This is a genomic window from Pseudomonas sp. SIMBA_068 (genome assembly GCF_046534705.1).
In the GTDB taxonomy this organism is placed as follows: Bacteria; Pseudomonadota; Gammaproteobacteria; order Pseudomonadales; family Pseudomonadaceae; genus Aquipseudomonas; species Aquipseudomonas putida.
The window spans coordinates 466,934-490,593 of sequence record NZ_JAWRYI010000001.1 but is presented as its reverse complement, the minus strand read 5'-3'; the positions used below and the strand labels follow the sequence as shown (position 1 = coordinate 490,593).

The following is a 23,660-nucleotide window of genomic DNA, read 5'->3' as shown; positions in this document are numbered from 1 at the left end:
GGGCACCCGGCCCGCCTGCCCTGCCGTTGCTTGAAGCGCTGGGCCGCTAGCGGTTGACCAGCTTCGCCGGCAAGGCGATGACCAGGAAGCAGCTGAGGATCAGGCAGCCGGCAAACACCCACAATGCGGCGTGGGAGGTACCGGTGAGGTCGGTGACCAGGCCCATCAGTGAGTTGCTCACCAGGCCTGCGATGTTGGCCACCGAGCAAGCCAGGGCAAAGCCGGTGGCGGCCGCAGTGCCTTTGAGGAAGGTCGCCGGCAGGCTGAAGAACACCGGCACCGCGCCGATGATCGCTGCCGAGGCAATGGCGAACAGCGCCACGGTCATCACCAGGTTCTGGCTGAACAACGTGCTGCTGGCCATGGCGATTGCACCAATGATGAACGGCACGATGATGTGCCAGCGGCGCTCACGGTGGCGGTCGGAGCTGGCCCCGATCATCAACATGCCGGCCAGTGCGGCCAGGCTCGGAATGGCCGTCAGCAGACCGATGTGGAAGGTATCGCTGACGCCAGCATCGCGGATGAAGGTCGGCATCCAGAAGCCCATGGCGTAGGCGCTGAGCAAAATCGAAAAGTCGATGCCCCCCAGCATCCACACTTTCAGGTTGAAAAAGCCGTCGCGAAAGCTGTGCTTGCTGTCCTTGCCTTCGGCATCGTCAGCCGCCAGGTCCGCTGCCAGCTGCGCCTTGTCGTCAGCCGACAGCCACTTGGCCTGCTGGAAATGGTTAGGCAATGCCCAGAACGTGAGGATGCCCAGCAACACACTGGGGATCGCCTCCAGCAAAAACAGCCACTGCCAGCCGTGCAGGCCATGCACCTGGTCGAAATGCCCCATGATCCAGCCAGAAATCGGCCCGCCGATCACGCTCGACAAGGGCAGCCCGATCATGAACAAGGCAATGATGCGCCCGCGCCGATAGGTGGGGTACCACATGGTCAGGTAGTACAGCACGCCCGGCAGGAAGCCGGCCTCGGCAGCCCCCAGCAGAAAACGCAGGACATAGAACTGGGTGGTGGTGGAAACGAACATGGTGCAGGCCGACAGCAGGCCCCAGGTGATCATGATGCGTGCGATCCATAGCTTGGCGCCAACGCGCTGCAGGATCAGGTTGCTCGGCACTTCGAAAATGATGTAGCCGACAAAGAACAGCCCGGCACCCAGGCCATAGGCCGCTGTGCTGAACTGCAGGTCTTCGAGCATCTGCAGCTTGGCGAAGCCGACATTGATGCGGTCCAGATAAGCTGCGAGGTAGCAGAAGCACAGGAAGGGGATGAGCCTCCAGGTGATCTTGCTGTACAGCGCTTTAGTGCCATGGTCGATGTCACTGTGGACCGTGGTTGCATTCGCAATTGGCATTTCCTGTCTCCTGGCGGGCGACTTTGTGGTTGTTTTAAGGCCAGCAGTGTTCGACGCGCCGGGCACCCCGCGCACTATACGCGGCGTGCCTGGGCAGCGCCTGAAGACCCCGAGTGCTCCTGCGGGGCGACCACCCGGACAGCAGGCGGTCATGGACGGGCTTCCCGCACCGGTCCTTGATTGTTATTGGTAAGGGCTACCCGGCGTTCAGCCGGCCAGGCGCCTGAGTTGCTGCATCGCCTCCTGGCGGGTGACGACATCGCCATACTTGCTGTCGATGTCGAACAGGTTGGCTTCGTGCGGGTCGTTGTGGCGATCACCGACACATTCGCGCACCACGATGGTTCGAAACCCGTGTTGCATGGCATCCACCGCACTGGCGCGGATGCAGCCGCTGGTAGAGCAGCCAGCCAGTACCACGGTATCCACGCCTTGAGCATGCAGCAGCGGGGCCAGGCTGGTGGCGAAGAAGGCACTGGCGTACTGCTTGCTCAGCACCACCTCCCCTGCCTGTGGCGCAACGGCCTCGCAGAACGCCGCCAGCGGGTTGCCTTCGACCATGTCCTTCATCACCGGCGCCTTGCGCACCCACACGCCGCCGTCAGCAAAATGCGGCGGCTGGTAGCGGATGTTGGTATGCACCACCAGGGTACCGCAGTCGCGGGCCAGCGCCAGCAGGCCAGCGGCCTGTTCGACCGCCACCACCACGCCCGGGGCGTACAGCGGTGCACCGGGGGTGGTGTAGCCCTGCATGAAGTCGATCATCAACAGGGCTGGTTTGCGGCCAAAGCCGATGCGCTGGCCCCATACGCCCTGATAGTTGTCACGGGCGCTTTGTGCGTCGCTCATGTCCATCTCCCGATTTCAGTAGGCGCCCGACAGCAGGGCACCGGCGCCCGGCACGACCGGCTCCAGGTCCAGCGCCTTGAGCATGGCGTAGGTAGTGGCGATAGCAGCAGTGACCACCGGCTTGCCAGTCTGCGCCTCGACCTTGGCCACTGCCGGCAGCGATTGCATCTGCACGCAGGCCGACAGCACCACCACATCGACACCCTCAAGGTCCATGCCGGCGACGATGCCTGGCAGGTTGGCCGGGTCGTGGCGGGCCACGGCGAGGTTGTCGGGGATTTCCAGCGCGCGCCAGTCCTGCACCTCAAAGCCCTCCTCGCGGATGTAGTTCACCACCAGCTCGGTCAACGGCTTCATGTATGGCGCGACGATGGCAATGCGCTTGGCCTTCATCACATGCAAGGCCTCGACCAACGCCCCGGCGCTGGTGATTACCGGTGCCAGCGCGTCGTTGTCGGCGGTGGCCTGCTGCAAGCGCTTTTCCGATTGCCGGTGATAGCCCAGGCCCATGGCCATGATCGCCACCAGGCAGGCGTAGCCCAGCACATCCACCTTGGCGTCGGACAGCTCCATTGCGCAGCGGTCGGACTCGGCGTCCATGGCGGCCAGCTCTTCCTTCTTCACCTGCTTCATGCGCATGCGGCTGGAATGGAAGGTGAAGCGCTCGGGGCGGATCGCCTGGCGCGCGTTGAGCATCGCCGGGATTTCGGTTTCCATCGTGGTGTTCGAGCTCGGCACGATCTGGCCGATGCGGTATAGCTTGGTCATGTCTCGTGCTCCGTCAGACAAGGGGTTGGTCGAGGAAGTCGCCAAAAGCGGCGAAGAAGCCGTCCAGGTCATCCCATGGGATCATGTGGCCGGCGTTGTCGACATGCGCGACCTGGATATCCGGCTTGAGTTCGCATATTTCAGCGATGTCACGGGGCTCGATTACCCCACCTCGCCCGGCCACCATCAGCAATGCTGGCTGGCGCACCGCGGGCAGGTATTGGTGGATATCCACGTTGTGAAAATCATCAAACGCCCGCACGACCGCCGGCTCGTGGCAGGTGTGCAGCCATTCGGCCCGCAGCGCCAGCTGCTCGTCGCTCCAGCTGGCGCAGAATGCGCGCATGTCGTCGCCGCTCATGCCCACAGTGGCCTGGCGGATCGAATCCACATACCACGGCAGCTTGCTCGGGTAGGCACGGCGGCCTGGCCCGGACACCGGCGGGTCGACCAGCACCAGCCGTTGCAGCCCCGGTGCTCCCTGGGCAGCCGCGCGAATGGCAAAGCGCGCACCCATCGAGTGCCCGACCAGGTGGTAGCTATCCAGGCCCAGCGCTGCGGCAAAGGCCGGAATGTCCGCAGCACAGGCGTCGGTGCCGTAGTCCAGCTCGGGGCCGCTTGAAGACAAGCCGCGGCCGCGCACATCCAGCACGTAAGTGTCGAAGTACAACCCAAGGCGCTCGGCGACGAAGCCCCAAGTGATCGCCGGGCTGGTGATGCCTGGCACCAGGATCAGCGCATGGCCCTTGCCGCCATAGCGCAGGTAATGCTGGCGGATGCCATTGGCGCAGACGTTGCCGCCGGCGACGAAGGTGCTCATGCCGCCTCCCCGCTTTTCAGCGCCTGGCTGTACAGGTCATAGCCGTAGACCCAGGCCGGGTCCTCCTGGCTGTAGAGGAAGGTATTGGCGTTCGATACCGCCTGAACCCGGGACGCCCGCTCCTTGCGGTTGGCCTCGTACAGGGCGAACGCGGTGCGGTGGTCGGACAGCCCGGTCTCCTGCAGACAGCGGGTCAGCATGGCCGCATCCTCGATGGCCATGCACGCGCCCTGGGCCATGTGTGGCTTCATCGGGTGGCAGGCATCACCCAGCAGCACCAGGCGGCCACGGCTCCACAGCGGCAGCGGGTTGCGGTTGCGCAGCGGCCATTTGGTGATCGACTCGGTGGCGTCGATCAGCTTCTGCACGGTGGGGTGGTAGCCCTCGAAGGCAGCGCGCATTTCCTCCTGGCTGCTGTCAACGTAGGCCCCCTGGAAGTCCCAGGCCGCGTGGGGTACGCCGGTGACGAAGTAGTACTCGTCGCGCTTGCCGGTGGTGTAGTAGACCATCATGTGGCGGTCTTCGGACCACCACTTGACGCAGGGCTCGAACACATCGGCATGCTGCGCCAGGTTTACCCCGCGGATCAGCGCACGGTGGGCGACCCAACCGCTGTACATCGGCGCTTCAGCGCCCAGCAGTTCTTCACGAATCCTGGAGTGGATGCCGTCGGCACCGATGACGATGTCGGCCAGGGTGTGGGTGCCGTCGGCGAAGTCCAGGCGCACCTGGTCGCCTTCGTCGACGATCTTTTGCAGGCGCTTGCCGAAGTGCACGGTACCCGGCTTGATCGCCTCGATCTGCAGGGCGTGCAGGTCGCCACGGTGAATGGTGATGTAGGCCGCGCCGTACTCGCGGCGGGCAAACTCGCCCAACGGGATGCGCGCCAGGTAGTCACCGCTATTGCCATCGCGACTGAACCAGAAGTCCGGATGCGAGCCCATCAGCTCCAGCTTCTGCTCCAGCCCCATGCGGCGGAAGATCTTCATCACGTTGGGGCCGATATGGATGCCCGCCCCCAGGCGGGTGAACTCCGGCGCCTGCTCGAACACCTCGACATCGAACCCGGCCTGCTGCAGCAACGTGGCGGCGGCCGCCCCACCCAGACCCGCACCGACGATTGCGATTTTCTGCCTACCACGCATGGGTATCTCTCCTCTTGTTCTGATATGTGGCCAGCGGTTCGACCGCCTGACGATTTAGAGCGTATACGCTGCAAATGAACTTTGGATAGAGGCCCAGCAAAATATTTTTCAAACACCTGATCGAAAGCCAATATCGGCTATCTGTTACCGCAAACATTGGCGGGATGTGTGAATAGGTAACGTTTAACAGATAACTTGCGCTTGCCGTCCGGATGCGCTTTCATCTGCCAAAGTAGGGTGTACACACTATTATTTTGCACCGCGATGAAGCGCCAGGCACTGCCATGGTGCACCCCTGTCAACGCCACCCAGGAGAACCCCGATGCCGGTGAGCAATGCACAACTGACCCAGATGTTCGAGCACGTACTGAGGCTGTCCCGCGTGGACGAGACGCAGAGCGTGGCCGTACTCAAGAGCCACTACTCCGACCCGCGCACGGTCAACGCCGCGATGGAGGCCGCGCAGCGCCTGAAGGCGAAGGTGTATGCGGTAGAGCTGCCCGCGTTCAACCACCCGACCGCCATGGGCAACGACATGACTGCCTACTGCGGCGACACCGCACTGACCGGCAACCTGGCGGCGCAGCGGGCGCTGGAAGCGGCCGACCTGGTCGTCGATACCATGATGCTGCTGCACTCGCCCGAGCAGGAGCAGATCCTCAAGACCGGCACGCGCATCCTGCTGGCGGTGGAGCCACCCGAAGTGCTGGCGCGCATGCTGCCGAGCGAAGAGGACAAACGCCGGGTGCTGGCCGCTGAAACCTTGCTGAAACAGGCGTGCAGCATGCATGTGCGGTCCAAGGCCGGCAGCGACTTCCACGCCCCGCTCGGCCAGTACCCCGCCGTGACCGAGTACGGCTATGCCGACGAACCGGGGCGCTGGGACCACTGGCCCAGCGGTTTCCTGTTCACCTGGCCCAACGAGGACAGTGCCGAGGGCACACTGGTGCTGGACGTGGGCGACATCATCCTGCCGTTCAAGAACTACTGCCGCGAGCGCATCACCCTGGAGATTGAAAAAGGCTTTATCACCGGCATCCACGGCGGCTTCGAGGCCGAGTACCTGCGCGACTACATGAAGTACTTCAACGACCCCGAGGTGTACGGTATCTCACACATCGGCTGGGGCCTGCAGCCGCGCGCGCAGTGGACGGCCATGGGCTTGCACGACCGCAACGACGGCATGTGCATGGACGCCCGCGCGTTCTACGGCAACTTCCTGTTCTCCACCGGCCCGAACACCGAGGTCGGCGGCAAGCGCAAGACCCCCTGCCACCTGGACATCCCGCTGCGCAACTGCGATATCTACCTGGACGACAAGGCCGTGGTGCTGGCCGGCGACGTGGTCGCACCAGAGGAATCAAGGGCGCGATAGTGGTTATACTGGCCGGGCGCTCCGCTAATGGCGGCCGGCCAGCACCTTTCCACCCAGCCCAAGCCATCCCATGCCAAAGAAAATCACCCCCAGCAGCGCCCCGCTCGACACCACACCCTATGACGTCACCGAACAAGTCGGCCACCTGCTGCGCAAGGCTTACCAACGGCACACGGCGATCTTCCAACAGCAGGCCTGCGACCCGCAGCTTACCTCGATCCAGTTCGTTACCCTGTGTGCCCTGCGCGACCACGGTCCCAGCTCCCAGGCAGAACTGATCAAGGCCACCGCGGTGGACCAGGCAACCATCCGCGGCATCGTCGAGCGCCTGAAAACGCGCGAGCTGGTGCAGCTGTCGCCAGACCCGGGCGACCGGCGCAAGGTCATTGTCGAACTCACCGACAGCGGCGCGGCATTGCTCGACGCAATGATCCCCTGCGCCCGGCAGATCAGCGAATTGAGCATGGGCAGCCTGAATGCCGGCGAACGCGTGGCCATTTTGTACCTCCTGCGCAAGATGATCGACAGCGACGAAAACCCCGGCTGACAAGCTGACGCGCCCGGTAAACCATCTCTGGCCTGCTTCTTGCTCACTCATTTCATGTAGTGAGTACTTACTGAAAATCTCGCGTCATGTGAGTCCTTTGGTAGCGCAAGCAACCTCCAGAGATGAGCCAACAATGCAAACAACCATCTCCCTGCGGGTCAACGGCCAGCCTGTCGAAGCCAGCGCCATGCCCGACACCCCGCTGCTGCTTATCCTGCGCAACGACCTGTGCCTGAACGGCCCCAAATACGGCTGCGGCCTGGGCGAATGCGGGGCGTGCACGGTGATCATCGACGGCGTGGCCGCACGCTCCTGCGTCATCCCCCTGGCCGGCGCAGCGGGTCGCGATATCACCACCCTCGAAGGGCTGGGCAGCAAGGCTGCGCCACACCCGGTGCAACAGGCGTTCATCGACGAACAGGCAGCCCAGTGCGGCTACTGCATGAACGGCATGATCATGACCACCAAGGCCCTGCTCGACCGCATCCCCGACCCCAGCGACGAACAGATTCGCCAGGAACTGTCCGGCAACCTGTGCCGCTGCGGCACTCACGTCGAAATCCTGCGCGCCGTGCGCCGCGCCGCCGAGACCCGGAGAAAAGCATGAACCACTCACAACAGGTGCCCAGCCGCGACCAACTGCTGGCCAAGACTGGCGTGTTGCTGATCGTCGACCAGATCACCCCACCCTCGGGCCCCGTGGCCAAGGGTGTGACGCCTGTGGTCAAGGCGCGCGAGCTGGCGTTGTTCATCGCTGTCAGCGACGACGGCATGGTCTACGCCTTCAACGGCCACGTCGACCTGGGCACCGGCATCCGCACCTCGCTGGCGCAAATCGTCGCCGAAGAGCTGGACCTGCGCATGGACCAGGTGCACATGGTACTGGGCGACACCGAGCGGGCACCCAACCAGGGCGCGACCATCGCCAGCGCCACCCTGCAGATTTCCGCCGTGCCCCTGCGCAAGGCAGCCGCCACCGCACGGCGCCACCTGTTGCAGCAGGCCGCGCATCGCCTTGGCTGCACGCCCGAAGTGCTACGCATCGAAGACGGCGTGGTCATCGCCAGCGATGGCAGCACGCTGCGTTTTGCCGAACTGGTACAGGGCGAAAACCACCAGTTGCACATTGCCGAAGATGCCCCGCTCAAGGCCATCGACGACTACCGCCTGGTCGGCCGCAGCGCTGCACGGGTAGACATTCCCGGCAAGGCCACCGGCGAGTTGACCTATGTGCATGACATGCGCCTGCCCGACATGCTTCACGGCCGGGTGATCCGCCCGCCCTACGCCGGTCATGACAGCGGCGACTTCGTCGGCAACAGCCTGCTGGCGGTGGATGAATCGTCCATCGCCCATTTGCCCGGCGTGGTGGCCGTGGTCGTCATCCGCGACTTTGTCGGCGTAGTGGCCGAGCGCGAAGAGCAAGCGATCCGCGCGGCCCAGGCGCTGAAAATCAGCTGGAAGCCATTCACAGGCAAGCTGCCCGACCTCAGCGATGTCGCCCAGGCCATCCGCGACAACCCGCGGGTACAGCGCACCGTGCTGGACCAGGGCGATGTCGACGGCGGCATTGCCAATGCCACCCAGCGCCTGAGCCGCAGCTACCTGTGGCCGTACCAGCTGCACGCATCGATCGGCCCGTCGTGCGCACTGGCCGACTTCACCGATGGGCCAATCCGCGTGTGGTCCGGCACGCAGAACCCGCATCTGCTGCGCGCCGACCTGGCCTGGCTGCTGGAGTGCACAGAGGAGCGCATCGAGATCATCCGCATGGAGGCCGCCGGTTGCTACGGCCGCAACTGTGCCGATGACGTGTGCGCCGACGCGGTGCTGCTGTCGCGCGCGGTACAGCGCCCGGTGCGGGTGCAGCTGACCCGCGAGCAGGAGCATGTGTGGGAGCCCAAGGGCACCGCGCAGCTGATGGAAATCGACGGCGGCCTGAACGCCGATGGCAGCGTGGCCGCCTACGACTTCCAGACCAGCTACCCGTCCAATGGCGCACCTACCCTGGCCCTGCTGCTGACCGGTGCCGTGGAACCGGTGCCGGCCCTGTTCGAAATGGGCGACCGCACGTCGATACCGCCCTATGACTACGAACACATGCGCGTCACCATCAACGACATGACGCCACTGGTACGCGCCTCGTGGATGCGTGGCGTGTCGGCCATGCCCAACAGCTTCGCCCACGAGTCGTACATCGATGAGCTGGCCTTTGCCGCTGGCGTCGACCCGGTCGAATACCGCCTCAGGCACCTGTCCGACCCGCGCGCCATCGACCTGGTCAAGGCCACCGCCGACCGCGCCGAATGGCAGCCGCATACCCGGCCCATGCAGGCGCAGGCCGAAGGCGATGTGCTGCGCGGCAGGGGCTTTGCCTATGCACGCTACATCCACAGCAAGTTCCCCGGTTTTGGCGCGGCGTGGGCGGCATGGGTGGCCGATGTCGCGGTGGACCGGCGCACCGGTGAAGTGGCCGTCACCCGCGTGGTGATCGGCCACGATGCCGGGATGATGGTCAACCCCGAGGGCGTGCGCCACCAGATCCACGGCAACGTCATCCAGTCCACCAGCCGGGTGCTCAAGGAGCAGGTCAGCTTCGAAGAGTCGACCGTGGCCAGCAAGGAATGGGGCGGCTACCCGATCCTGACCTTCCCCGAACTGCCGGCCATCGACGTGATGATGCTGCCGCGTCAGCACGAAGCACCGATGGGCAGTGGCGAGTCGGCCTCGGTACCGAGCGCGGCGGCCATCGCCAATGCCATTTTCGACGCGACCGGCATTCGTTTTCGCGAGCTGCCCATCACGGCAGAACGGGTGCGTGCCGCCCTCGATGGCGAAGGTCAGGCCCCTGACGCGCCCGCGCCAGCGCAGCCGACCACCAAGCGTTCGAAGTGGTGGTTCGGCTCGCTGGCCGGGGTATTCGGCGCTGCACTGGGTGTACTCGCCACAGCCCTGCCCTGGCGCGCCGAAATCGCCCCGGTAACCCCACCAGGCGCCGGCAGCTGGAGCGCCGCGATGCTCGATCGTGGGCGCCAGGTGGCGGCGGCCGGTGACTGCGCCGTGTGCCATACGGTCAGCGGCGGCAAGGTCAATGCAGGCGGGCTGGCGATGGAAACACCGTTCGGCACGCTGTACAGCACCAACATCACGCCCGACCCGGAAACCGGCATCGGCCGCTGGTCGTTCGGCGCCTTCGAGCGGGCCATGCGCGAAGGCATCAGCCGCGACGGTCGGCACCTGTACCCGGCGTTTCCCTATACCTCGTTTCGCAACATCAACGACGCCGACATGCAGGCGCTGTATGCCTACCTGATGTCGCAAACTCCGGTACGCCAGCAAGCACCCGCCAACCAGATGCGCTTCCCGTTCAACCAGCGGCCACTGATGGCCGGCTGGAATGCGCTGTTTCTGCAACGCGGCGAATACCAGCCCGACCCGCAGCGCAGTGCCCAGTGGAACCGCGGCGCCTACCTGGTCGACGGCCTGGGCCACTGCACAGCCTGCCACTCGCCGCGCAACCTGCTGGGCGCGGAAAAAGGCGGCAGCAGCTACCTGGCCGGCGGCATGGTCGATGGGTGGGAAGCCCCTGCCCTGAATGCCCTGGGCAAATCATCCACGCCGTGGAGCGAAGACGAGCTTTTCAGCTACCTGACCACCGGCTTCTCCGAAAAGCACGGAGTGGCGGCGGGCCCCATGGGCCCGGTGGTCAGCGAACTGGCCACCCTGCCAAAGAGCGACGTGCGTGCCATTGCCCACTACCTCGGTTCACTCGACGGCGAGCCACAGGCAGTGGCCGCCAAGGCCGCGCCCCAGGTGGACACGCAAGTGTCGCTGAGCAACGGCGAGCGGGTATTCAAAGGCGCATGCATGGCCTGCCACAGCGATGGTCTGGGGCCGAAGCTGTTTGGCGTCAGCCCGTCGATGGCGGTCAACAGCAACGTCCACAGCGCCCTGCCGGACAACCTATTGCGCGTGGTGTTGCACGGCATTGCCACCCCCGCAACCCGTGACCTGGGCTACATGCCCGGCTTCAAGGACAGCCTGTCGGACCGCCAGGTCGCCGACCTGGCAGCTTACATGCGCCAGCGTTTTGCTGCCGACAAGCCGGCCTGGCAAGGGCTGGCGGCCAAGGCCGCGCAGGTGCGCGCCAACCCCGGCAGCCACTGAGCGTCAGCGGCGCAGGCCGCGCAGGGCAAGGTCGCTGATAAACACCAGCCAGTCGGCCTTGGCCTGCTTGTCGGCCAGGTCCACGGCCAGAAACGAGCTGAGGGTATGCCGGTTGGAATTATAGAAATAGCAGAGCGAGGCAATCATCAGGTAGGCGTGGGTGATGTCGATGTCGTCGCGGAACAGGCCCTTGGCCTGGCCTGCTTCAATGATCGGCCGCAGCACGCCCACCGCTTCGCCGGACAGCGCCTTGAGGTTCTGCGACTTGCGCGCGTGCTGGCCCTGGTGAAGGTTTTCGGTGGCGAGGATGGTGACGAATTCAGGGTGGCGCACGTAGTAATCCCAGATGAACGCCACCAGCTCACGCAGGGCCTGTTCCGGGTCGCCGAGGTCGATGCGCAGCTTGGCTTCGGCCTGGTTGAAGCTGGCGTAGATATGCTCCAGCACGCTGATGAACAGCTTTTCCTTGCTGCCGAAGTAGTAATAGATCATCCGGTCGTTGGACTTGGCCAGCGTGGAGATCTGCTCGATACGCCCACCGGTGAAGCCTTCCTTGCTGAAGACCTTCACCGCAGCCTTGAGAATGTTGTCCCGGGTGCGGTCGGCCTGTTGGGCGCGAACACCGGTTTTGCGAGTTTGCATGTCGGTCCCTGAGGGGCTGGCCAGATACCCAACACTGCCACAGACGTTGGGCCTTTGCGCGGCTTTTCGGCTGGGCTGAGATACGTTGTGGCGTTGCAGCGTGCCGCCACCTACGGCTCGGCACCCCGTTCGCCTGGGGCAATGCTTCGCTGCGCGCGTGTCAGGCAATTGACCAGGTGCAGCCGCATGGCCGCACGGGCAGCACCGGCATCCTTGCGGGTGATCGCGGCATGCACTTGCTCGCGCTCCCGCGCCTCCAGTGCCCGCTGCTGAGCATCGTACGTCGGCATGGCCTGCCGCGCCACCGCAAACAAGGTATGCCCAAGGTGGGTCATGGTGTCGATGAAAAAGCTGTTGCCCGTGCATTGGGCTATCTGCAGGTGAAACTCGAAGTCGGTTCGCATGCAGGGCGCTGACTGCGTATCAACGGCCTCATCCAGCGCCGCCCGCAGGGCAGCCAGTTGCTCTGGGGTGGCACGCTGGGCAGCAATGGCAGCCGCCTCAACCTCAAGGCAAAGCCGCAACTCGATGATCGCCACCTCGTTGTAAGCATCGCCCATTCCAGGGCTGGTGCTCTGGAAGTCACCTGCCGGGATGGCGTCTACAACGAAGGTGCCGATACCACGGCGGGTTTCGACCAGGCCCTCGGCCTGCAACCGCGAAATGGCTTCACGCACCACGGTACGGCTTACGCCTCGCGCTTTGGTCACAGCTTCTTCGGTGGGCAATTTGCTACCCGCTGGCAATTCACCCGAGCGAATCTGCTGCGACAGGTCATGCACCAGTTGCTGGGCGAGATTCAGGCGTTTTTCCGGGGTGGCGGATGCCATTGTGTGAACCCTTGATAAGCGGAAGACCCCGGAGTATACCCGCAGCCTGGTGCCAAAACGCACTATACTGGCCGCTGTTCAGACGCGAGCACAGCAATGCCAGACCACACCGCCAGCCCCTCTCAACCGCCCCGCCGCCTGGCCGAAGCGCTGGTCGAACGCTTCGCCGAGCGCATGCGCGAAGGCACACTCAAGCGTGGCGACAAGCTGCCCACCGAAGCCACGCTAATCGCAACCGAAGGTGTCAGCCGCTCGGTGATACGCGAGGCCTTATCACGCATGCAGGCCGCGGGCCTGGTCGAGACTCGCCACGGTGTGGGCACCTTCGTGCTGGACATGCCGGCACCGGAGAGCTTCAACGTGGGGCCGGCAACCATCAGCCTGCTGTCCGATGTGCTCGACCTGCTGGAATACCGCCTGAGCCTTGAAGTGCAAGCCGCCGGCATGGCCGCCGAACGGGCCACGCCACAGGCTCTCGAAGAACTGCAGCAAGCGCTGGAGGCCCTGATGCAGGGCCCGGAAAAATCCGGCAGCACGACAAACGCCGATTTCCAGTTCCACCTGAAAATTGCCAAGGCCGCAGGCAACCAGTACCTGATCGATATCATGAAGCATCTGGGCACCAAGATGATCCCCCGCACGCGCATGAACTCTGCCTACACCGGCCAGAGCAACCGCAGCACCTACCTGGCCGGTATCAACGCCGAACATCAGCAGATCTACGATGCCATCGCCAGCCGTCAGGTTGATGCGGCGCGCGCCGCCATGTACTTGCACCTGAGCAACAGCCGTACGCGCCTGCGTGAGGCGCAACGGCTACAGGCTTTTTACAGCGAGGCCTGAAGCTAAGGCGCAGGCTCCACATCAGTGAAGGCCAGCCCTTGGCTGCCCTGTACCTGCCAAGGGTTGGCGCCCCCGGTGTGGGTGAAGCGAAGCCCGACGAACCGCGAATCTTTCAGGCCATCGATCTTGACCGGGGCCGGCCCGCTGAAACGTACACGCTCGAACACCAGCCCCTGATGCCAGGCGCCATGGCTGCTATCGCCCTTCACCTCGATGGCAGCGGTGCTGGCGTTTTCCACGCTCACGTCGCTGACCGTGATGTCACGGAACTGCCCCGCCACCGTCGAGCGCTTGTAGTCGAGCTTGGCATTCGGGTCGTTGTAATCCAGGGTGAAGATGAAGGCCTGTTTTGCGGTATTGCGAATGGCTGAATCACGGAAGGTCACGTGGCGTGCGCCACCGCCCATGAAGTTGGTGCTTTTCATGCGTAGCCCGGCATCGGTGCCATCCGAGACGTTGTCCTCGGCCAGGATGTTTTGAATCCACGCGCCGGTATGGCTGCCCGCCACGATCATTCCATGGCCTTTGCGGAAATAGTTGTTGAAGATCCAGGCATCTTCCTGCGGCTTTTGCTGGACCGCACCCGCACCGGTGCCAGCGGCGAAGTTGACGCAGTCGTCACCGGTGTCGAAGAAGTTGTTGAACACCAGCGCGCCGCGGCTGTTGGCAAACTCGACACCGTCGCCGTTGTTGGCGTCGTAGGTACGGTGCGTGGTGTTCGCCAGCACCACATTCTGGGTCTCCAGATTCATGATGCCGTGGTAGGCCGGGTTGACCACCGTGAAGCCGCCATAGAACACGTTTGTCACATTGCGCAGGGTGATCAGCGACGAGCGCATCTGGCCGTAGGCGTCCTTGACGTTCATGCCCTCGGCCACCGCCCGCTCCACCTGGGCCCTGGCCAGCACGCCATCGTGCATGTAGCGGGTGTTGTCGCTGGGCAGGTAGAAGGGCAAGGCTTGCCCGCGCTCGTCGAGCACATCCGGGTTGCGCTTCCAGCCATTGCCGTCGATCGTGCCCTTGCCAACGATGCGGATGTTCTCGAAGGCCTGATGCGCCTGCGGGTCGCGCGGCAACGCGTTGATCAGCGAGGCCGGGCGCACGGTGGTGGAATACGGGTACTGGATATAGCCTTCGCGCGGGTAGTCCTCGGCACGCTCGGAGCCCAGCAGGGTAGCGCCCTCGGCGATTTCCAGGGTCATGTTGCTCTTGAGGTAGAGCGCCCCGCTCTTGTACGTGCCGGCAGGCAGCAGCACCTTGCAGCCCTTGCTGCAAGCGTCGATGGCACGCTGGATGGCGGCCGTGTCGAGCGCTTTGCCATCGCCCTTGGCACCGTAGCGCTGCACATTGAACAGTGCCGGTACGGCCGTGGTTCGCTGCACAACCACGGGGCTGTCGGCCGACTCCTTGCCGTTGCGATCGACCGAACGCACGGTGAAGCGGTACTCGGTATCGGGCGCAAGCCCCTGGGCGGTGAAGCTGTGAATGGCGATGCGGTGGTGGAAGTTCTGCGGGTCCTGCTGGTAGAAATGGTCGATGTAAGGCTTGGCCGGTGAGACCTGATCGTTGTTGGCGTTGCTTGCACCCAGCAATCTGCCATTGGCGTACACGTGGTAGTCGGCGATCTCGGCATGGCTGGCGGGCTTTTCCCACACCAGGATGATCTGCCGGTCGTCGTAGGCCAGCGTCGGCACCTGGACCGTAGCAGGGGCCTCTACGGCCCACAGCGGCAAGCTGCTGCCCATGGCCAGGGCAGCCACGGCAGCACGCACCCGCGAAGCGGATGCAAGGTTGGCATTCGGCATGTTTTTGTCTTCCTTGTAATTGCCGGGTTCAGGCCGACATGGCCGGGGCACAATCGGCGCTGAAGTCGCGGCTGGCTTGCACCAGCATACGGGTGTAATCGTGGGTGGCCTGGTCCTGGCTCAGTGCCCGGCAGTCCAGTTGCTCGACGATCCGCCCTTGCTGCATCACCGCGACCTTGTCGCACAGGTGGCTGACCACCCCCAGGTCGTGGGTCACCATCAGGTAGGTGAGCTTCTCGCGCTGGCGCAGGTCCGCCAGCAGGTTGAGGATCTCGGCCTGCACCGAGACATCCAGCGCCGAGGTCGGCTCATCCAGCAGCAACACACGCGGCTCGAGGATCAGCGCGCGGGCAATCGCCACACGCTGGCGCTGCCCGCCCGACAACTGGTGCGGATAGCGGTAGCGGAAGCTGTCATTGAGGCCGACCTTGACCAGGATGTCGTTGATCCGGTCGTCGCGATCAGACATGCCGTGAATGGTCAGCGGCTCGCGCAAGGCGGTGTCGATGGTGTGCCGCGGGTGCAACGAGCCGTAGGGGTCCTGGAAGACCATCTGCACCTTGCGAAAGTGCTCCTTGGGCAGCTTGTGCTGCAACGCACCGCCGGCAATGCTCAGCGCCCCGCTCCAGTGCCGGTACTGGCCGGCCAGGCAGCGCAGCACGGTGGTCTTGCCGGAGCCCGACTCGCCCACCAGGCCGAACGACTCGCCGTCCTCGACGGTCAGGTCGACGTCGTGCAGCACCTGGTTGAGGGTGGCGCCAACGCCGAAGCTCAGGTTCAGCGATTGTGCTTGGATCATGGACATGTCAGTTACCTCAGCAGGTGAGCCAGAGCGGGTCGCGTTGCAGCACCGGCAAGCGCGGGCGGCGGTTGTCCATGCTCGGCAAGGCCGCCAGCAGGCCACGGGTATACGGGTGTTCGGCATACTGCAGGTCGCACGCGGCGAGCGACTCGACCACCCGCCCGGCGTACATCACCAACACCCGGTCACAGTAGTTGCGCACCAGGTTGAGGTCGTGGCTGACGAAGATCAGCCCCATCTGCTGCTCGACCACCAGCTCTTCGAGCACGTTGAGCACCTGTTGACGCACCGACACGTCGAGCGCCGAGGTTGGCTCGTCGGCGATGATCACCTCCGGGCTGGTGATGACCATCATGGCGATCATGATGCGCTGGCCCATGCCGCCGCTGACTTCATGCGGGTACAGGTTGTAGACGCGTTTCGGGTCGCGGATATGGACCTTTTCCAGCATCAGCATGACCCGCTCGCGTGCCTCGCTGCGGCTGGCCTTGTGGTGCGCCAGGTACGCCTCGGCGATCTGGTCGCCAACCTTGACCACCGGGTTGAGCGAGTACTTGGGGTCTTGCATGATCATCGAGATGCGCTGGCCACGGATCTTCTGCATGGCCTTTTCGCTGGCGCTGAGCAGGTCGACATCGCCGAACTGCAGGGCCTTGGCGGTGATCTGCGTGCTGCCGGGGTGCAGCTTGAGCAAGCTGCGCCCGACCGTCGACTTGCCCGAGCCGGACTCGCCGACGATGGCCAGTTTTTCCCGGCCAAGGGTGAACGACACATCGCGCACCGCGTGCATTTCTTTCTTGCCGTTGACGAAGCGTACGTTGAGCGCTTCGACGTTGAGTTTGAGCGACGACATAAAGCCTCCAGTTACTCGCTACGCGGGTCGAGAATGTCCCGCAGGCCATCGCCCAGCAGGTTGAACGCCAGGCTCACCAGCATGATCGCCGCACCCGGTACCGCCACCAGCCACCAACATTCGAGCATGTAGCGTCGACCGGTGGAGATCATCGCGCCCCACTCCGGCAGCGGCGCCTGTGCGCCAAGGCCGAGAAAGCCCAGCGCCGCGGCGGTGAGGATGATCCCGGCCATGTTCATGGTCAGGCGGATGATCACCGACGACAGGCACATCGGCACGATATGACGCAGGATGATGCGCGTCGACGAGGCGCCCTGCAGCTCGACCGCGACAACGAAGTCGGCCTTGCGGAGCGACAGGGTTTCAGCCCTTGCCAGCCGTGCGATCGGTGGCCACGAGGTCAGCGCGATAGCGACCACGGCATGCTCCAGGCCAGGGCCAAGGGCAGCGATGAACGCCAGTGCCAGGACCAGGCTGGGGAACGAGATGAAGATGTCGGTGATGCGCATGAACACCGTGTCGACGATGCCACCGTAGTAGCCCGACACAGTGCCGATGAACAGCCCGATCGGTCCGACGATAATCGTCACCAGGGTAATGATGTAGAGGGTGATTCGTGAGCCGTAGACCAACCGGCTGAAGATGTCGCGGCCATATTCGTCGGTGCCGAACCAGTGCGCGGCACCGGGGGCCTGCAGGGCGTTGGCGAGGTTCTGCACCACCGGGTCATGGGTGGCGATCCACGGGGCGAAGGTGGCGACCACGATCAGCAGCACGGCCACCAGCAGCCCGGCCAGGGTCATGGGGTTGCGCAACAGGTGGCGCAGCACCCGCAGGCTGCTTTTGTAAAAGGCGTCGAGGCTGGAAGCCGGCGTGGTGTCGGCCTGCGGCTTGGCGCTTGCTTGAGTAGAAGACATGTTGGCAATCATCGGCATGTTCTCGGTGTGAAATCATGGCCGCCCGGCGCGCCCGCTGGCGCCCCCGGACAGGTTCAGCGTTGCTTGTAGACGCCCAGGTAACGGGTCGCCTCGGCGTCATCGCCGGTAAAGCCCTTGACGTCCACCGCACTCACCGCGGTGTCGGTCATCTGCGAGAGCATCATGATCGGCCCGACCTGCTGGTCGTAGCGCTGCTGGGCCTGGTGGTACAGGCTCACGCGCTTGGCGGCGTCACGCTCGACGCCCGCCTGGTCGATCAGCGCATTGAGCTGTTGATCGAAGAAAGACGCGCGCCAGCCCTGGAAGTTGGGCAGGCCCGCGCTATCGCTGTTGTCCGGGTTGTAGACAAAGGTGCGCAGGCTGAAATACGGGTGCGGGTAGCGCTCGGCACCGCGCGCGACGATCATCTCGAAGTTGCGCGCGCGCATCGCGCCATACACCTGGTTGCCGGTGCCGGTGACGATGCTGGCCTTGATTCCGCCTTCGGCGAGCGTCGACTGCATGCGCGCGGCGATGTCGATGAACGGCGGCTCGGACAAGGTCCGGATGGTGGTGGTGAAGCCTTGCGGGTAGCCGGCTTCGGCCAGCAACGCCTTGGCCTTGGCGACATCCATCTTGTAGCCTGGGTCCGGCAGGCGGGCGTCGAGGCCAAGCTGCATCGGCTGCTGGTTGAGCATGCCGTAGTGCGGCATGACCTGCTCGTCGATGCCTTTGTAGTCGATCAGGTTGCGCACCGCTTCGCGGACTTTCTGGTTGGCGAATTCGGGCTGCTTCATGCTCATCGCCACGTAGTACATGGTGCCGCGCTGCAGCGGTTGCACCTGCAGCTTGGGCGAGCTCTCGATGGCCTTGATGTCTGGCGCGGCCATGCCGTAGACCAGGTCGAGGTCACCGCGCTCGAGCATCAGCCGCAGTGATTGCGACTCGGTCATGTGCCGCACCAGCACCCGCTTCATTTTTGCAGGCCCCGCCCAGTAGCCGTCGAAGCGGGTCATCACCAAGGCGTCGTTGGCGCTCCACTTGGTCAGGGTGAACGGGCCGCTGCCGGCCTCGTTGGTGACCAGCCAGGCGGCGCCCAGGTCACCGTCCTTCTCGTGCTTCAAGGCTTCCTGGCGGTCGACGATGACCGCGCTGGGCGAGGTCGCCAGCGAGTCGATCAGCAGCAGCGGGTCGGCGGGCTGCGGCAGCTCGACCACCAGGGTATGCGGGTCAGTGGCGCGGATCAGCCCCTGAATGTTGTCGACGCTGTAGCCGTAGGCCTTCCACGTGGTGGCCAGGCCGAAGTTGAGTTTCATCACCCGGTACAGCGACCAGGCCACGTCTTCGGCGGTCAGCGGGTTGCCGGAATGGAACTTGACGTCCCTGCGCAGGTGGAAGGTGACCTGCTTGCCGTCTTCGCTGATCTCCCAGCGTTCGGCCAACTGTGGCAGGTGTTTTTCCGGGTTGCCCTGGTCGCGCTTGACCAGCGTGTCATACAGGTTGGCGTTGACCCCGGAGGCATCCAGGCCCGGGGCGTTGGCCGGGTCGATGGAAAACAGGTTGACCATGCTCATGCCGACGATCAACTGGTCGGCGGGGGTCTTGGCCTGCACGGCGGCCATCGGCCCCAGTGCCAGCATCGCACCCAGCAGGCTCAGGCGCAGGATCGGAAGTACAGTTTTCATGTGGCTGTCCTTGTTTTTATAGTCATGCACTGTGTTCGCGCTGGCCGCGCGGGGCTTAACGGGTCCTTGGGTCGAACACCTTGTACAGGGCGTCGCTGATCAGGTTCAGGGCGACGAAGATCAGCCCGATCACCAGCACACAGCCCATCACCGCGTTCATGTCACCGAGCATCAGGCTGCTGGTCAGGTACTGACCGAAACCGGGCCAGGCAAACACCGTTTCGATCAGTACCGCGCCTTCGAGCAGCGAGCCGTAGGCCAAAGCGACCACCGTCAGCAGTTGCACGAGGATGTTGCGAAACGCATGGCCCCAGACCACCTGGCGGCGCGACAGGCCCTTGACCCGGGCGGTGATGATGTATTCCTGGGACAGCTGTTCGAGCATGAAGCTGCGGGTCATGCGGCTGATGTAGGCGACCGAGTTGAGGCCCAGGATCAGCCCCGGAAGGACGATGTGCCGCAGCGCGCTGGTGAAGGCTTCCCAATCGCCGGCCAGGGCCGTGTCGATCAGCAACAGGCCGGTGATGTCCGGCACCATGCCGTCGTAGGCGAGGTCGATGCGCCCTGCCCCGCCGGCCCAGCCGAGCCAGGCGTAGAACACCAGCAGGCCCATCATGCCGACCCAGAAGATTGGCGTGGAGTAACCGAACAGGGTGATCACCCGTGCCACATGGTCGCCAAGGCGGCCCTGGTTACTGGCCGCGACCACGCCCAGTGGCAAGCCGATGACGATGCCGAAAAGGATTGCCAGGGTGGCCAACTCGATGGTCGCCGGGAACACCCGCTTGATGTCGTCCAGCACCGGGTGGCCGGTCAGCAGGGCGTTGCCGAAATCACCGTGGAGCAGGTCGTTGAGGTACAGCCCGAACTGCACCCAGATCGGCTGGTCCAGGCCCATCGCCCGGTACACCTGGTCGTAGGTGGAGCTGTCGGCGTCCGGCCCGACCACGGCCAGCACCGGGTCCAGCGGCATCACCCGACCAATGAAGAAGGTCAGCGCCAACAGACCGAGCAGGGTCACCAGGACCGTGCTGGCCCGTCGGGCAGTGCCAGACACGCGCGTGCCCAGCACAGAGGCAGTCGAAACTAACATAACAGGCTCCTGAAAATGCGTTCAGCCAACACCGAGGCGTTCGGGGCGCGCACGCCCCGCTCCCGCTCATCGCGACTTGTAGACGTCTTTGTAGCGGGTGGTGGCCGCACTGTGGGTCTGGTAATCCTGAACATCGTGGTAGACCACCACGGTGTCGGTCATCTGCGACACCGGCAGGATCGCCCCGACCTGCGCGTCCAGGGTCTTCTGGATCTGCTGGTACTGGGCCAGTTGCCTGGTCTTGTCAGGCTCGACTTCGGCCTGCTCGATCAGCGCGTTCAGCTCGGGGCTGTAGAACGACGTGCGCCAGCCCTGGAAGTTGCTCAGCTTGGCTTCGTCGCGGTTGTCCGGGTTGTACACCAGGGTCCGCAGGCTCGAATGCGGATGACGCTCGGCCCCGCCACCGCCGCGGCCGACCAGGATGTCGAAGCTGCGTTCGCGCATGGCGCCGTAGATCTGGTTGCCGGTGCCGGTGACGATGGTCGCCTGGATGCCGGCCTGGGCCAGGGTCGCCTGCAGGCTGGAGGCGATGTTGATGAATGGCGGCTCGGTGAGCACGCGGATGGTGGTTTTGAAGCCATTCGGGTAACCGGCTTCGGTCAGCAGTTTTTTCGCCTCGGCGACGTTCAGGGTGTAGCCCGGATCGTCCAGCCGTGCCGGCAGGCCGAGCGGCAATGGGCGCTGGTTGAGCTGGCCGTAGTGCGGCATGACGGTCTGGTTGATGCCTTGATAGTCGATCAGCGAACGCACCGCGCGGCGCACGCGGGCGTCATCGTAGGGCTTGTTCTTGACGCTCAGGGCAACGTAATACAGGGTCCCGCGCTGCACGGTCTGGGTGCGCACCTTGTCGGACTTCTCCAGGGCTTCGATGTCGGGTGCGGACATGCCCTTGGCCAGGTCCAGGTCACCGCGCTCGACCATCAGGCGCAGCGACTGCGACTCGGTCATGTTGCGCATGACGATGCGCTTGAGCTTGGCCGGGCCACCCCAGTAACCGTCGTAGCGGCTCATCAGGATCACATCGTTGGCGCGCCAGTCATTGAGGATGAACGGGCCGCTTCCGGCGGCGTGGGTAGTCAGCCAGGCGCCGCCCATGTCGTCGCCCTTCTGGTGTTGCTGAACCACTTTGCGGTCGAGGATAAAGGCACTGGGCGAGGTCGCCAGGGTGTTGAGCACCAACATCGGGTCGGTTGGCCGCGGCAGCTCGAGGACAAAGGTGTGCTCGTCGGCGGCGCGCAGGTACTGGGCGGCGTTGCCGGCGGTGAAGCCGTAAGCCTTCCATGTCGAGGCCAGGGCCAGATTGAGCTTGAGCACGCGCTGCAACGACCAGGCGACGTCTTCGGCGGTCAGCGGGTTGCCCGACTGGAAGGTCACGCCGGGGCGCAGCGTGAAGGTCAGGGTCTTGCGGTCGTCGCTGACCTGCCAGCTTTGCGCCAGGGCCGGTACCAGCTGGTCCGGCTGCTTGACGTCCTGCACCAGCAGCATGTCGTAGAGGTTGGCATTGACCTCGGAGACATCCAGGCCGGTGGCGGCGGCCGGGTCGAGCGACAGGAGGTTGATCATGCTCATGCCGACGATCAACTGGTCGGCGGGGGTCTTGGCGAAAGCGGCAGGAACCGACGTCATCGCCAGCGATGCGGCCAGGACCCCCGCCCAGAATTTGGGGAGAACGCTCATGTGAGATAGCCTTTTTATAGTTATTGGACTCTCGGGCGGCACGCACCGAGGCGTGCCGCCATGCACGAATCAGAAACTCTGCAGCGTGTTGGTCTCGACGTAGTCGAAGTCGATCTCCTCCCCCAGTCCAGGCAGGTCGGAGAGGTGCACGAAGCCGTCTTCATCCATCGGGTCGACCAGGCGCTTGAGGTAGGCCGGTACTTCGTCATAGTTGAGGAACGGGTGCAGCAGGCCGCGCTCGTACCAGGTGCAGTTCTTGATCGCGCCGACCACCGCCAGGTTGGCCGCGCCGTTGCCGTGGATCTCGCAATCCATGCCAAACGCTTCGGCCATGTGCGCGACCTTCAGGCACGGGGCGATACCGCCGACCCCGGCAACGCCGGCACGCAGGATGTCACAGACATCGTTCTTGACCCAACTGGCGCGGCTCAGGTGTTTGCCACCGAGGCTCTCCGGGCCCAGCACGGGGATGTCCAACTGGGCGGCCAGCCACGCGTAGGACTCGGCCGAGTCTTCCATCATCGGCTCTTCGAACCAGGCGAAATTCAGCTTCTCCAGGGCACGGCCGACGGTCAGCGCTTCGGTGCGGCTGTACCAGTGATAGCCGTCGATCATCAGCGCGATGTCGGGGCCGACCGCTTCACGTACGGCGGCACAGGCCTTGATGTCCATGCTCACGCTCGGGGCGAACGACACCGGCGGCATCCAGGTGTGCAGCTTGATCGCCTTGTAGCCACGTTTGACCAGGGTCTCGGCGAAGCGGCCGTACTCTTCAGGGGTCGACAGGCCACCCGGCAGCTCGTCACCGCACATGGTCGAACCGTAAGCCGGAACCTTGTCGCGGTAGCCACCGATGAGCTTGTGCACCGGCACCTTGAGCTTGCGCCCGGCCCAGTCCCAGAGGGCCTGTTCGACCAGTGCCAGGGCGCGGTCGGTGAGCTGGCTTGCGCTGCCGCGCTGCCAGTGGGCGAGGTCGTGCCAGATCTTTTCACGGTCGAAGGCATTGGCGCCGACCAGCACCTTGCGCACGAAGCCATCCAGCACATACGGACGGATCAGCTCGGGAGCGCCGAAGGCGAAGCCTTCGTTGCCGCACTCAGTCTTGATGCGTAGCAAGGCCATCTTGGCCTGGGTCACATCGCCCGGATGGGCATGGCCGGCGCTGTCTACAGCGCGGCGCGTGGGGTAGGAAAACACCTGGACGTTTACAGCAGTAATGATCATGGACGTCTGAGCCTTCTTATTGGATTTGTGGCGGGTGAGTCACGCTCTGAGGGCAATCCTACGTCATCATACAACATTTGAAAAGCACCTCTTCAAACCGACGAAATAGTCGTGAATAGCCTGCTAAACCCCACCCTGCGACCCCCATCACAAAGCATACACAAAGCCATAAACACCGATTTAGAGCCATCCACCCATGTGATCAGACAACATTTCAATAATTCGTAGACAGCCCCACAGTCGTACGATAACTTATTT

Annotated in this window: 20 protein-coding genes; 5 read left to right on the top strand and 15 right to left on the bottom strand. The window is 64.2% G+C overall.

What is annotated here, in order from left to right:
- Positions 1–46 precede the first annotated feature (46 nt).
- The 5 genes from SB756_RS02140 to nicC all read right to left on the bottom strand — a co-directional run bounded on the left by SB756_RS02140 (position 47) and on the right by nicC (position 4,942).
- Entirely contained in the window at positions 47–1,360 is a 1,314-nt protein-coding gene (locus SB756_RS02140) for an MFS transporter (protein WP_016498888.1), read from the bottom strand.
- A gap of 207 nt (positions 1,361–1,567) precedes the next feature.
- A complete protein-coding gene (locus tag SB756_RS02135) occupies positions 1,568–2,209 on the bottom strand; it encodes an N-carbamoylsarcosine amidohydrolase (protein ID WP_410910075.1) in 642 nt (213 codons plus the stop codon).
- A 15-nt stretch (positions 2,210–2,224) separates the two neighbouring features.
- Complete coding sequence (locus tag SB756_RS02130) at positions 2,225–2,977, bottom strand: Asp/Glu racemase (protein WP_341796210.1); 753 nt, start codon at positions 2,975–2,977, stop codon at positions 2,225–2,227.
- Positions 2,978–2,990: 13 nt separating this feature from the next.
- Positions 2,991–3,797: an N-formylmaleamate deformylase gene (gene nicD, locus SB756_RS02125; RefSeq protein WP_410910074.1), complete on the bottom strand. Its 807-nt coding sequence runs from the start codon at positions 3,795–3,797 to the stop codon at positions 2,991–2,993.
- A complete protein-coding gene (nicC, locus tag SB756_RS02120) occupies positions 3,794–4,942 on the bottom strand; it encodes a 6-hydroxynicotinate 3-monooxygenase (RefSeq protein ID WP_341796212.1) in 1,149 nt (382 codons plus the stop codon). The genes nicD and nicC overlap by 4 nt, the downstream gene beginning before the upstream one ends.
- A gap of 322 nt (positions 4,943–5,264) precedes the next feature.
- On the opposite strand from nicC, the gene SB756_RS02115 reads away from it, so the two are divergent.
- The 4 genes from SB756_RS02115 to SB756_RS02100 all read left to right on the top strand — a co-directional run bounded on the left by SB756_RS02115 (position 5,265) and on the right by SB756_RS02100 (position 11,031).
- Entirely contained in the window at positions 5,265–6,317 is a 1,053-nt protein-coding gene (locus SB756_RS02115) for a 2,5-dihydroxypyridine 5,6-dioxygenase (protein ID WP_410910073.1), read from the top strand.
- Between the two features lie 70 nt (positions 6,318–6,387).
- Positions 6,388–6,864 (top strand): MarR family winged helix-turn-helix transcriptional regulator, encoded by a 477-nt coding sequence (locus tag SB756_RS02110; RefSeq protein ID WP_410910072.1) that lies wholly within the window; start codon positions 6,388–6,390, stop codon positions 6,862–6,864.
- A 133-nt stretch (positions 6,865–6,997) separates the two neighbouring features.
- Complete coding sequence (locus tag SB756_RS02105; RefSeq protein ID WP_410910071.1) at positions 6,998–7,471, top strand: (2Fe-2S)-binding protein; 474 nt, start codon at positions 6,998–7,000, stop codon at positions 7,469–7,471.
- Positions 7,468–11,031: a molybdopterin cofactor-binding domain-containing protein gene (locus SB756_RS02100; RefSeq protein WP_410910070.1), complete on the top strand. Its 3,564-nt coding sequence runs from the start codon at positions 7,468–7,470 to the stop codon at positions 11,029–11,031. The genes SB756_RS02105 and SB756_RS02100 overlap by 4 nt, the downstream gene beginning before the upstream one ends.
- 3 nt (positions 11,032–11,034) lie before the next feature.
- On the opposite strand, the gene SB756_RS02095 is transcribed toward SB756_RS02100, so the two are convergent.
- Both SB756_RS02095 and SB756_RS02090 read right to left on the bottom strand, forming a co-directional pair.
- The gene (locus tag SB756_RS02095) at positions 11,035–11,673 is read right to left on the bottom strand and encodes a TetR family transcriptional regulator (RefSeq protein WP_016487984.1); all 639 of its coding nucleotides are present in this window, start codon (positions 11,671–11,673) and stop codon (positions 11,035–11,037) included.
- 110 nt (positions 11,674–11,783) lie between these two features.
- Positions 11,784–12,503, bottom strand: coding sequence for a FadR/GntR family transcriptional regulator (locus tag SB756_RS02090; protein ID WP_410910069.1), 720 nt, complete (start codon positions 12,501–12,503; stop codon positions 11,784–11,786).
- Positions 12,504–12,599: 96 nt separating this feature from the next.
- On the opposite strand from SB756_RS02090, the gene SB756_RS02085 reads away from it, so the two are divergent.
- On the top strand, positions 12,600–13,346 hold the full coding sequence (locus SB756_RS02085) for a FadR/GntR family transcriptional regulator (protein WP_341796217.1): 747 nt from the start codon (positions 12,600–12,602) through the stop codon (positions 13,344–13,346).
- 2 nt (positions 13,347–13,348) lie between these two features.
- Here the strand turns inward: SB756_RS02085 and SB756_RS02080 are convergent, their stop codons facing one another.
- The 8 genes from SB756_RS02080 to SB756_RS02045 all read right to left on the bottom strand — a co-directional run bounded on the left by SB756_RS02080 (position 13,349) and on the right by SB756_RS02045 (position 23,402).
- Positions 13,349–15,151, bottom strand: coding sequence for a glycosyl hydrolase family 28 protein (locus tag SB756_RS02080; protein WP_410910068.1), 1,803 nt, complete (start codon positions 15,149–15,151; stop codon positions 13,349–13,351).
- Between the two features lie 28 nt (positions 15,152–15,179).
- Positions 15,180–15,956, bottom strand: a complete 777-nt coding sequence (locus SB756_RS02075; RefSeq protein WP_341796219.1) for an ABC transporter ATP-binding protein — start codon at positions 15,954–15,956, stop codon at positions 15,180–15,182.
- Between the two features lie 10 nt (positions 15,957–15,966).
- Positions 15,967–16,806, bottom strand: a complete 840-nt coding sequence (locus SB756_RS02070; RefSeq protein ID WP_341796220.1) for an ABC transporter ATP-binding protein — start codon at positions 16,804–16,806, stop codon at positions 15,967–15,969.
- 11 nt (positions 16,807–16,817) lie between these two features.
- Complete coding sequence (locus tag SB756_RS02065) at positions 16,818–17,735, bottom strand: ABC transporter permease (protein WP_410910067.1); 918 nt, start codon at positions 17,733–17,735, stop codon at positions 16,818–16,820.
- Between the two features lie 62 nt (positions 17,736–17,797).
- On the bottom strand, positions 17,798–19,408 hold the full coding sequence (locus SB756_RS02060; RefSeq protein ID WP_341796222.1) for an ABC transporter substrate-binding protein: 1,611 nt from the start codon (positions 19,406–19,408) through the stop codon (positions 17,798–17,800).
- Positions 19,409–19,463: 55 nt separating this feature from the next.
- Positions 19,464–20,501 (bottom strand): ABC transporter permease, encoded by a 1,038-nt coding sequence (locus SB756_RS02055; protein WP_023047279.1) that lies wholly within the window; start codon positions 20,499–20,501, stop codon positions 19,464–19,466.
- Positions 20,502–20,567: 66 nt separating this feature from the next.
- Positions 20,568–22,178, bottom strand: a complete 1,611-nt coding sequence (locus SB756_RS02050; protein WP_019472022.1) for an ABC transporter substrate-binding protein — start codon at positions 22,176–22,178, stop codon at positions 20,568–20,570.
- 69 nt (positions 22,179–22,247) lie between these two features.
- Complete coding sequence (locus tag SB756_RS02045) at positions 22,248–23,402, bottom strand: mandelate racemase family protein (RefSeq protein WP_016487993.1); 1,155 nt, start codon at positions 23,400–23,402, stop codon at positions 22,248–22,250.
- Positions 23,403–23,660: the final 258 nt, after the last annotated feature.

Coding starts and splice junctions, on each gene's coding strand:
- SB756_RS02140 (WP_016498888.1), bottom strand. CDS start 1,360: ATGCCAATTGCGAATGCAACCACGGTCCACAGTGACATCGACCATGGC.
- SB756_RS02135 (WP_410910075.1), bottom strand. CDS start 2,209: ATGAGCGACGCACAAAGCGCCCGTGACAACTATCAGGGCGTATGGGGC.
- SB756_RS02130 (WP_341796210.1), bottom strand. CDS start 2,977: ATGACCAAGCTATACCGCATCGGCCAGATCGTGCCGAGCTCGAACACC.
- nicD (WP_410910074.1), bottom strand. CDS start 3,797: ATGAGCACCTTCGTCGCCGGCGGCAACGTCTGCGCCAATGGCATCCGC.
- nicC (WP_341796212.1), bottom strand. CDS start 4,942: ATGCGTGGTAGGCAGAAAATCGCAATCGTCGGTGCGGGTCTGGGTGGG.
- SB756_RS02115 (WP_410910073.1), top strand. CDS start 5,265: ATGCCGGTGAGCAATGCACAACTGACCCAGATGTTCGAGCACGTACTG.
- SB756_RS02110 (WP_410910072.1), top strand. CDS start 6,388: ATGCCAAAGAAAATCACCCCCAGCAGCGCCCCGCTCGACACCACACCC.
- SB756_RS02105 (WP_410910071.1), top strand. CDS start 6,998: ATGCAAACAACCATCTCCCTGCGGGTCAACGGCCAGCCTGTCGAAGCC.
- SB756_RS02100 (WP_410910070.1), top strand. CDS start 7,468: ATGAACCACTCACAACAGGTGCCCAGCCGCGACCAACTGCTGGCCAAG.
- SB756_RS02095 (WP_016487984.1), bottom strand. CDS start 11,673: ATGCAAACTCGCAAAACCGGTGTTCGCGCCCAACAGGCCGACCGCACC.
- SB756_RS02090 (WP_410910069.1), bottom strand. CDS start 12,503: ATGGCATCCGCCACCCCGGAAAAACGCCTGAATCTCGCCCAGCAACTG.
- SB756_RS02085 (WP_341796217.1), top strand. CDS start 12,600: ATGCCAGACCACACCGCCAGCCCCTCTCAACCGCCCCGCCGCCTGGCC.
- SB756_RS02080 (WP_410910068.1), bottom strand. CDS start 15,151: ATGCCGAATGCCAACCTTGCATCCGCTTCGCGGGTGCGTGCTGCCGTG.
- SB756_RS02075 (WP_341796219.1), bottom strand. CDS start 15,956: ATGTCCATGATCCAAGCACAATCGCTGAACCTGAGCTTCGGCGTTGGC.
- SB756_RS02070 (WP_341796220.1), bottom strand. CDS start 16,806: ATGTCGTCGCTCAAACTCAACGTCGAAGCGCTCAACGTACGCTTCGTC.
- SB756_RS02065 (WP_410910067.1), bottom strand. CDS start 17,735: ATGATTGCCAACATGTCTTCTACTCAAGCAAGCGCCAAGCCGCAGGCC.
- SB756_RS02060 (WP_341796222.1), bottom strand. CDS start 19,408: ATGAAAACTGTACTTCCGATCCTGCGCCTGAGCCTGCTGGGTGCGATG.
- SB756_RS02055 (WP_023047279.1), bottom strand. CDS start 20,501: ATGTTAGTTTCGACTGCCTCTGTGCTGGGCACGCGCGTGTCTGGCACT.
- SB756_RS02050 (WP_019472022.1), bottom strand. CDS start 22,178: ATGAGCGTTCTCCCCAAATTCTGGGCGGGGGTCCTGGCCGCATCGCTG.
- SB756_RS02045 (WP_016487993.1), bottom strand. CDS start 23,402: ATGATCATTACTGCTGTAAACGTCCAGGTGTTTTCCTACCCCACGCGC.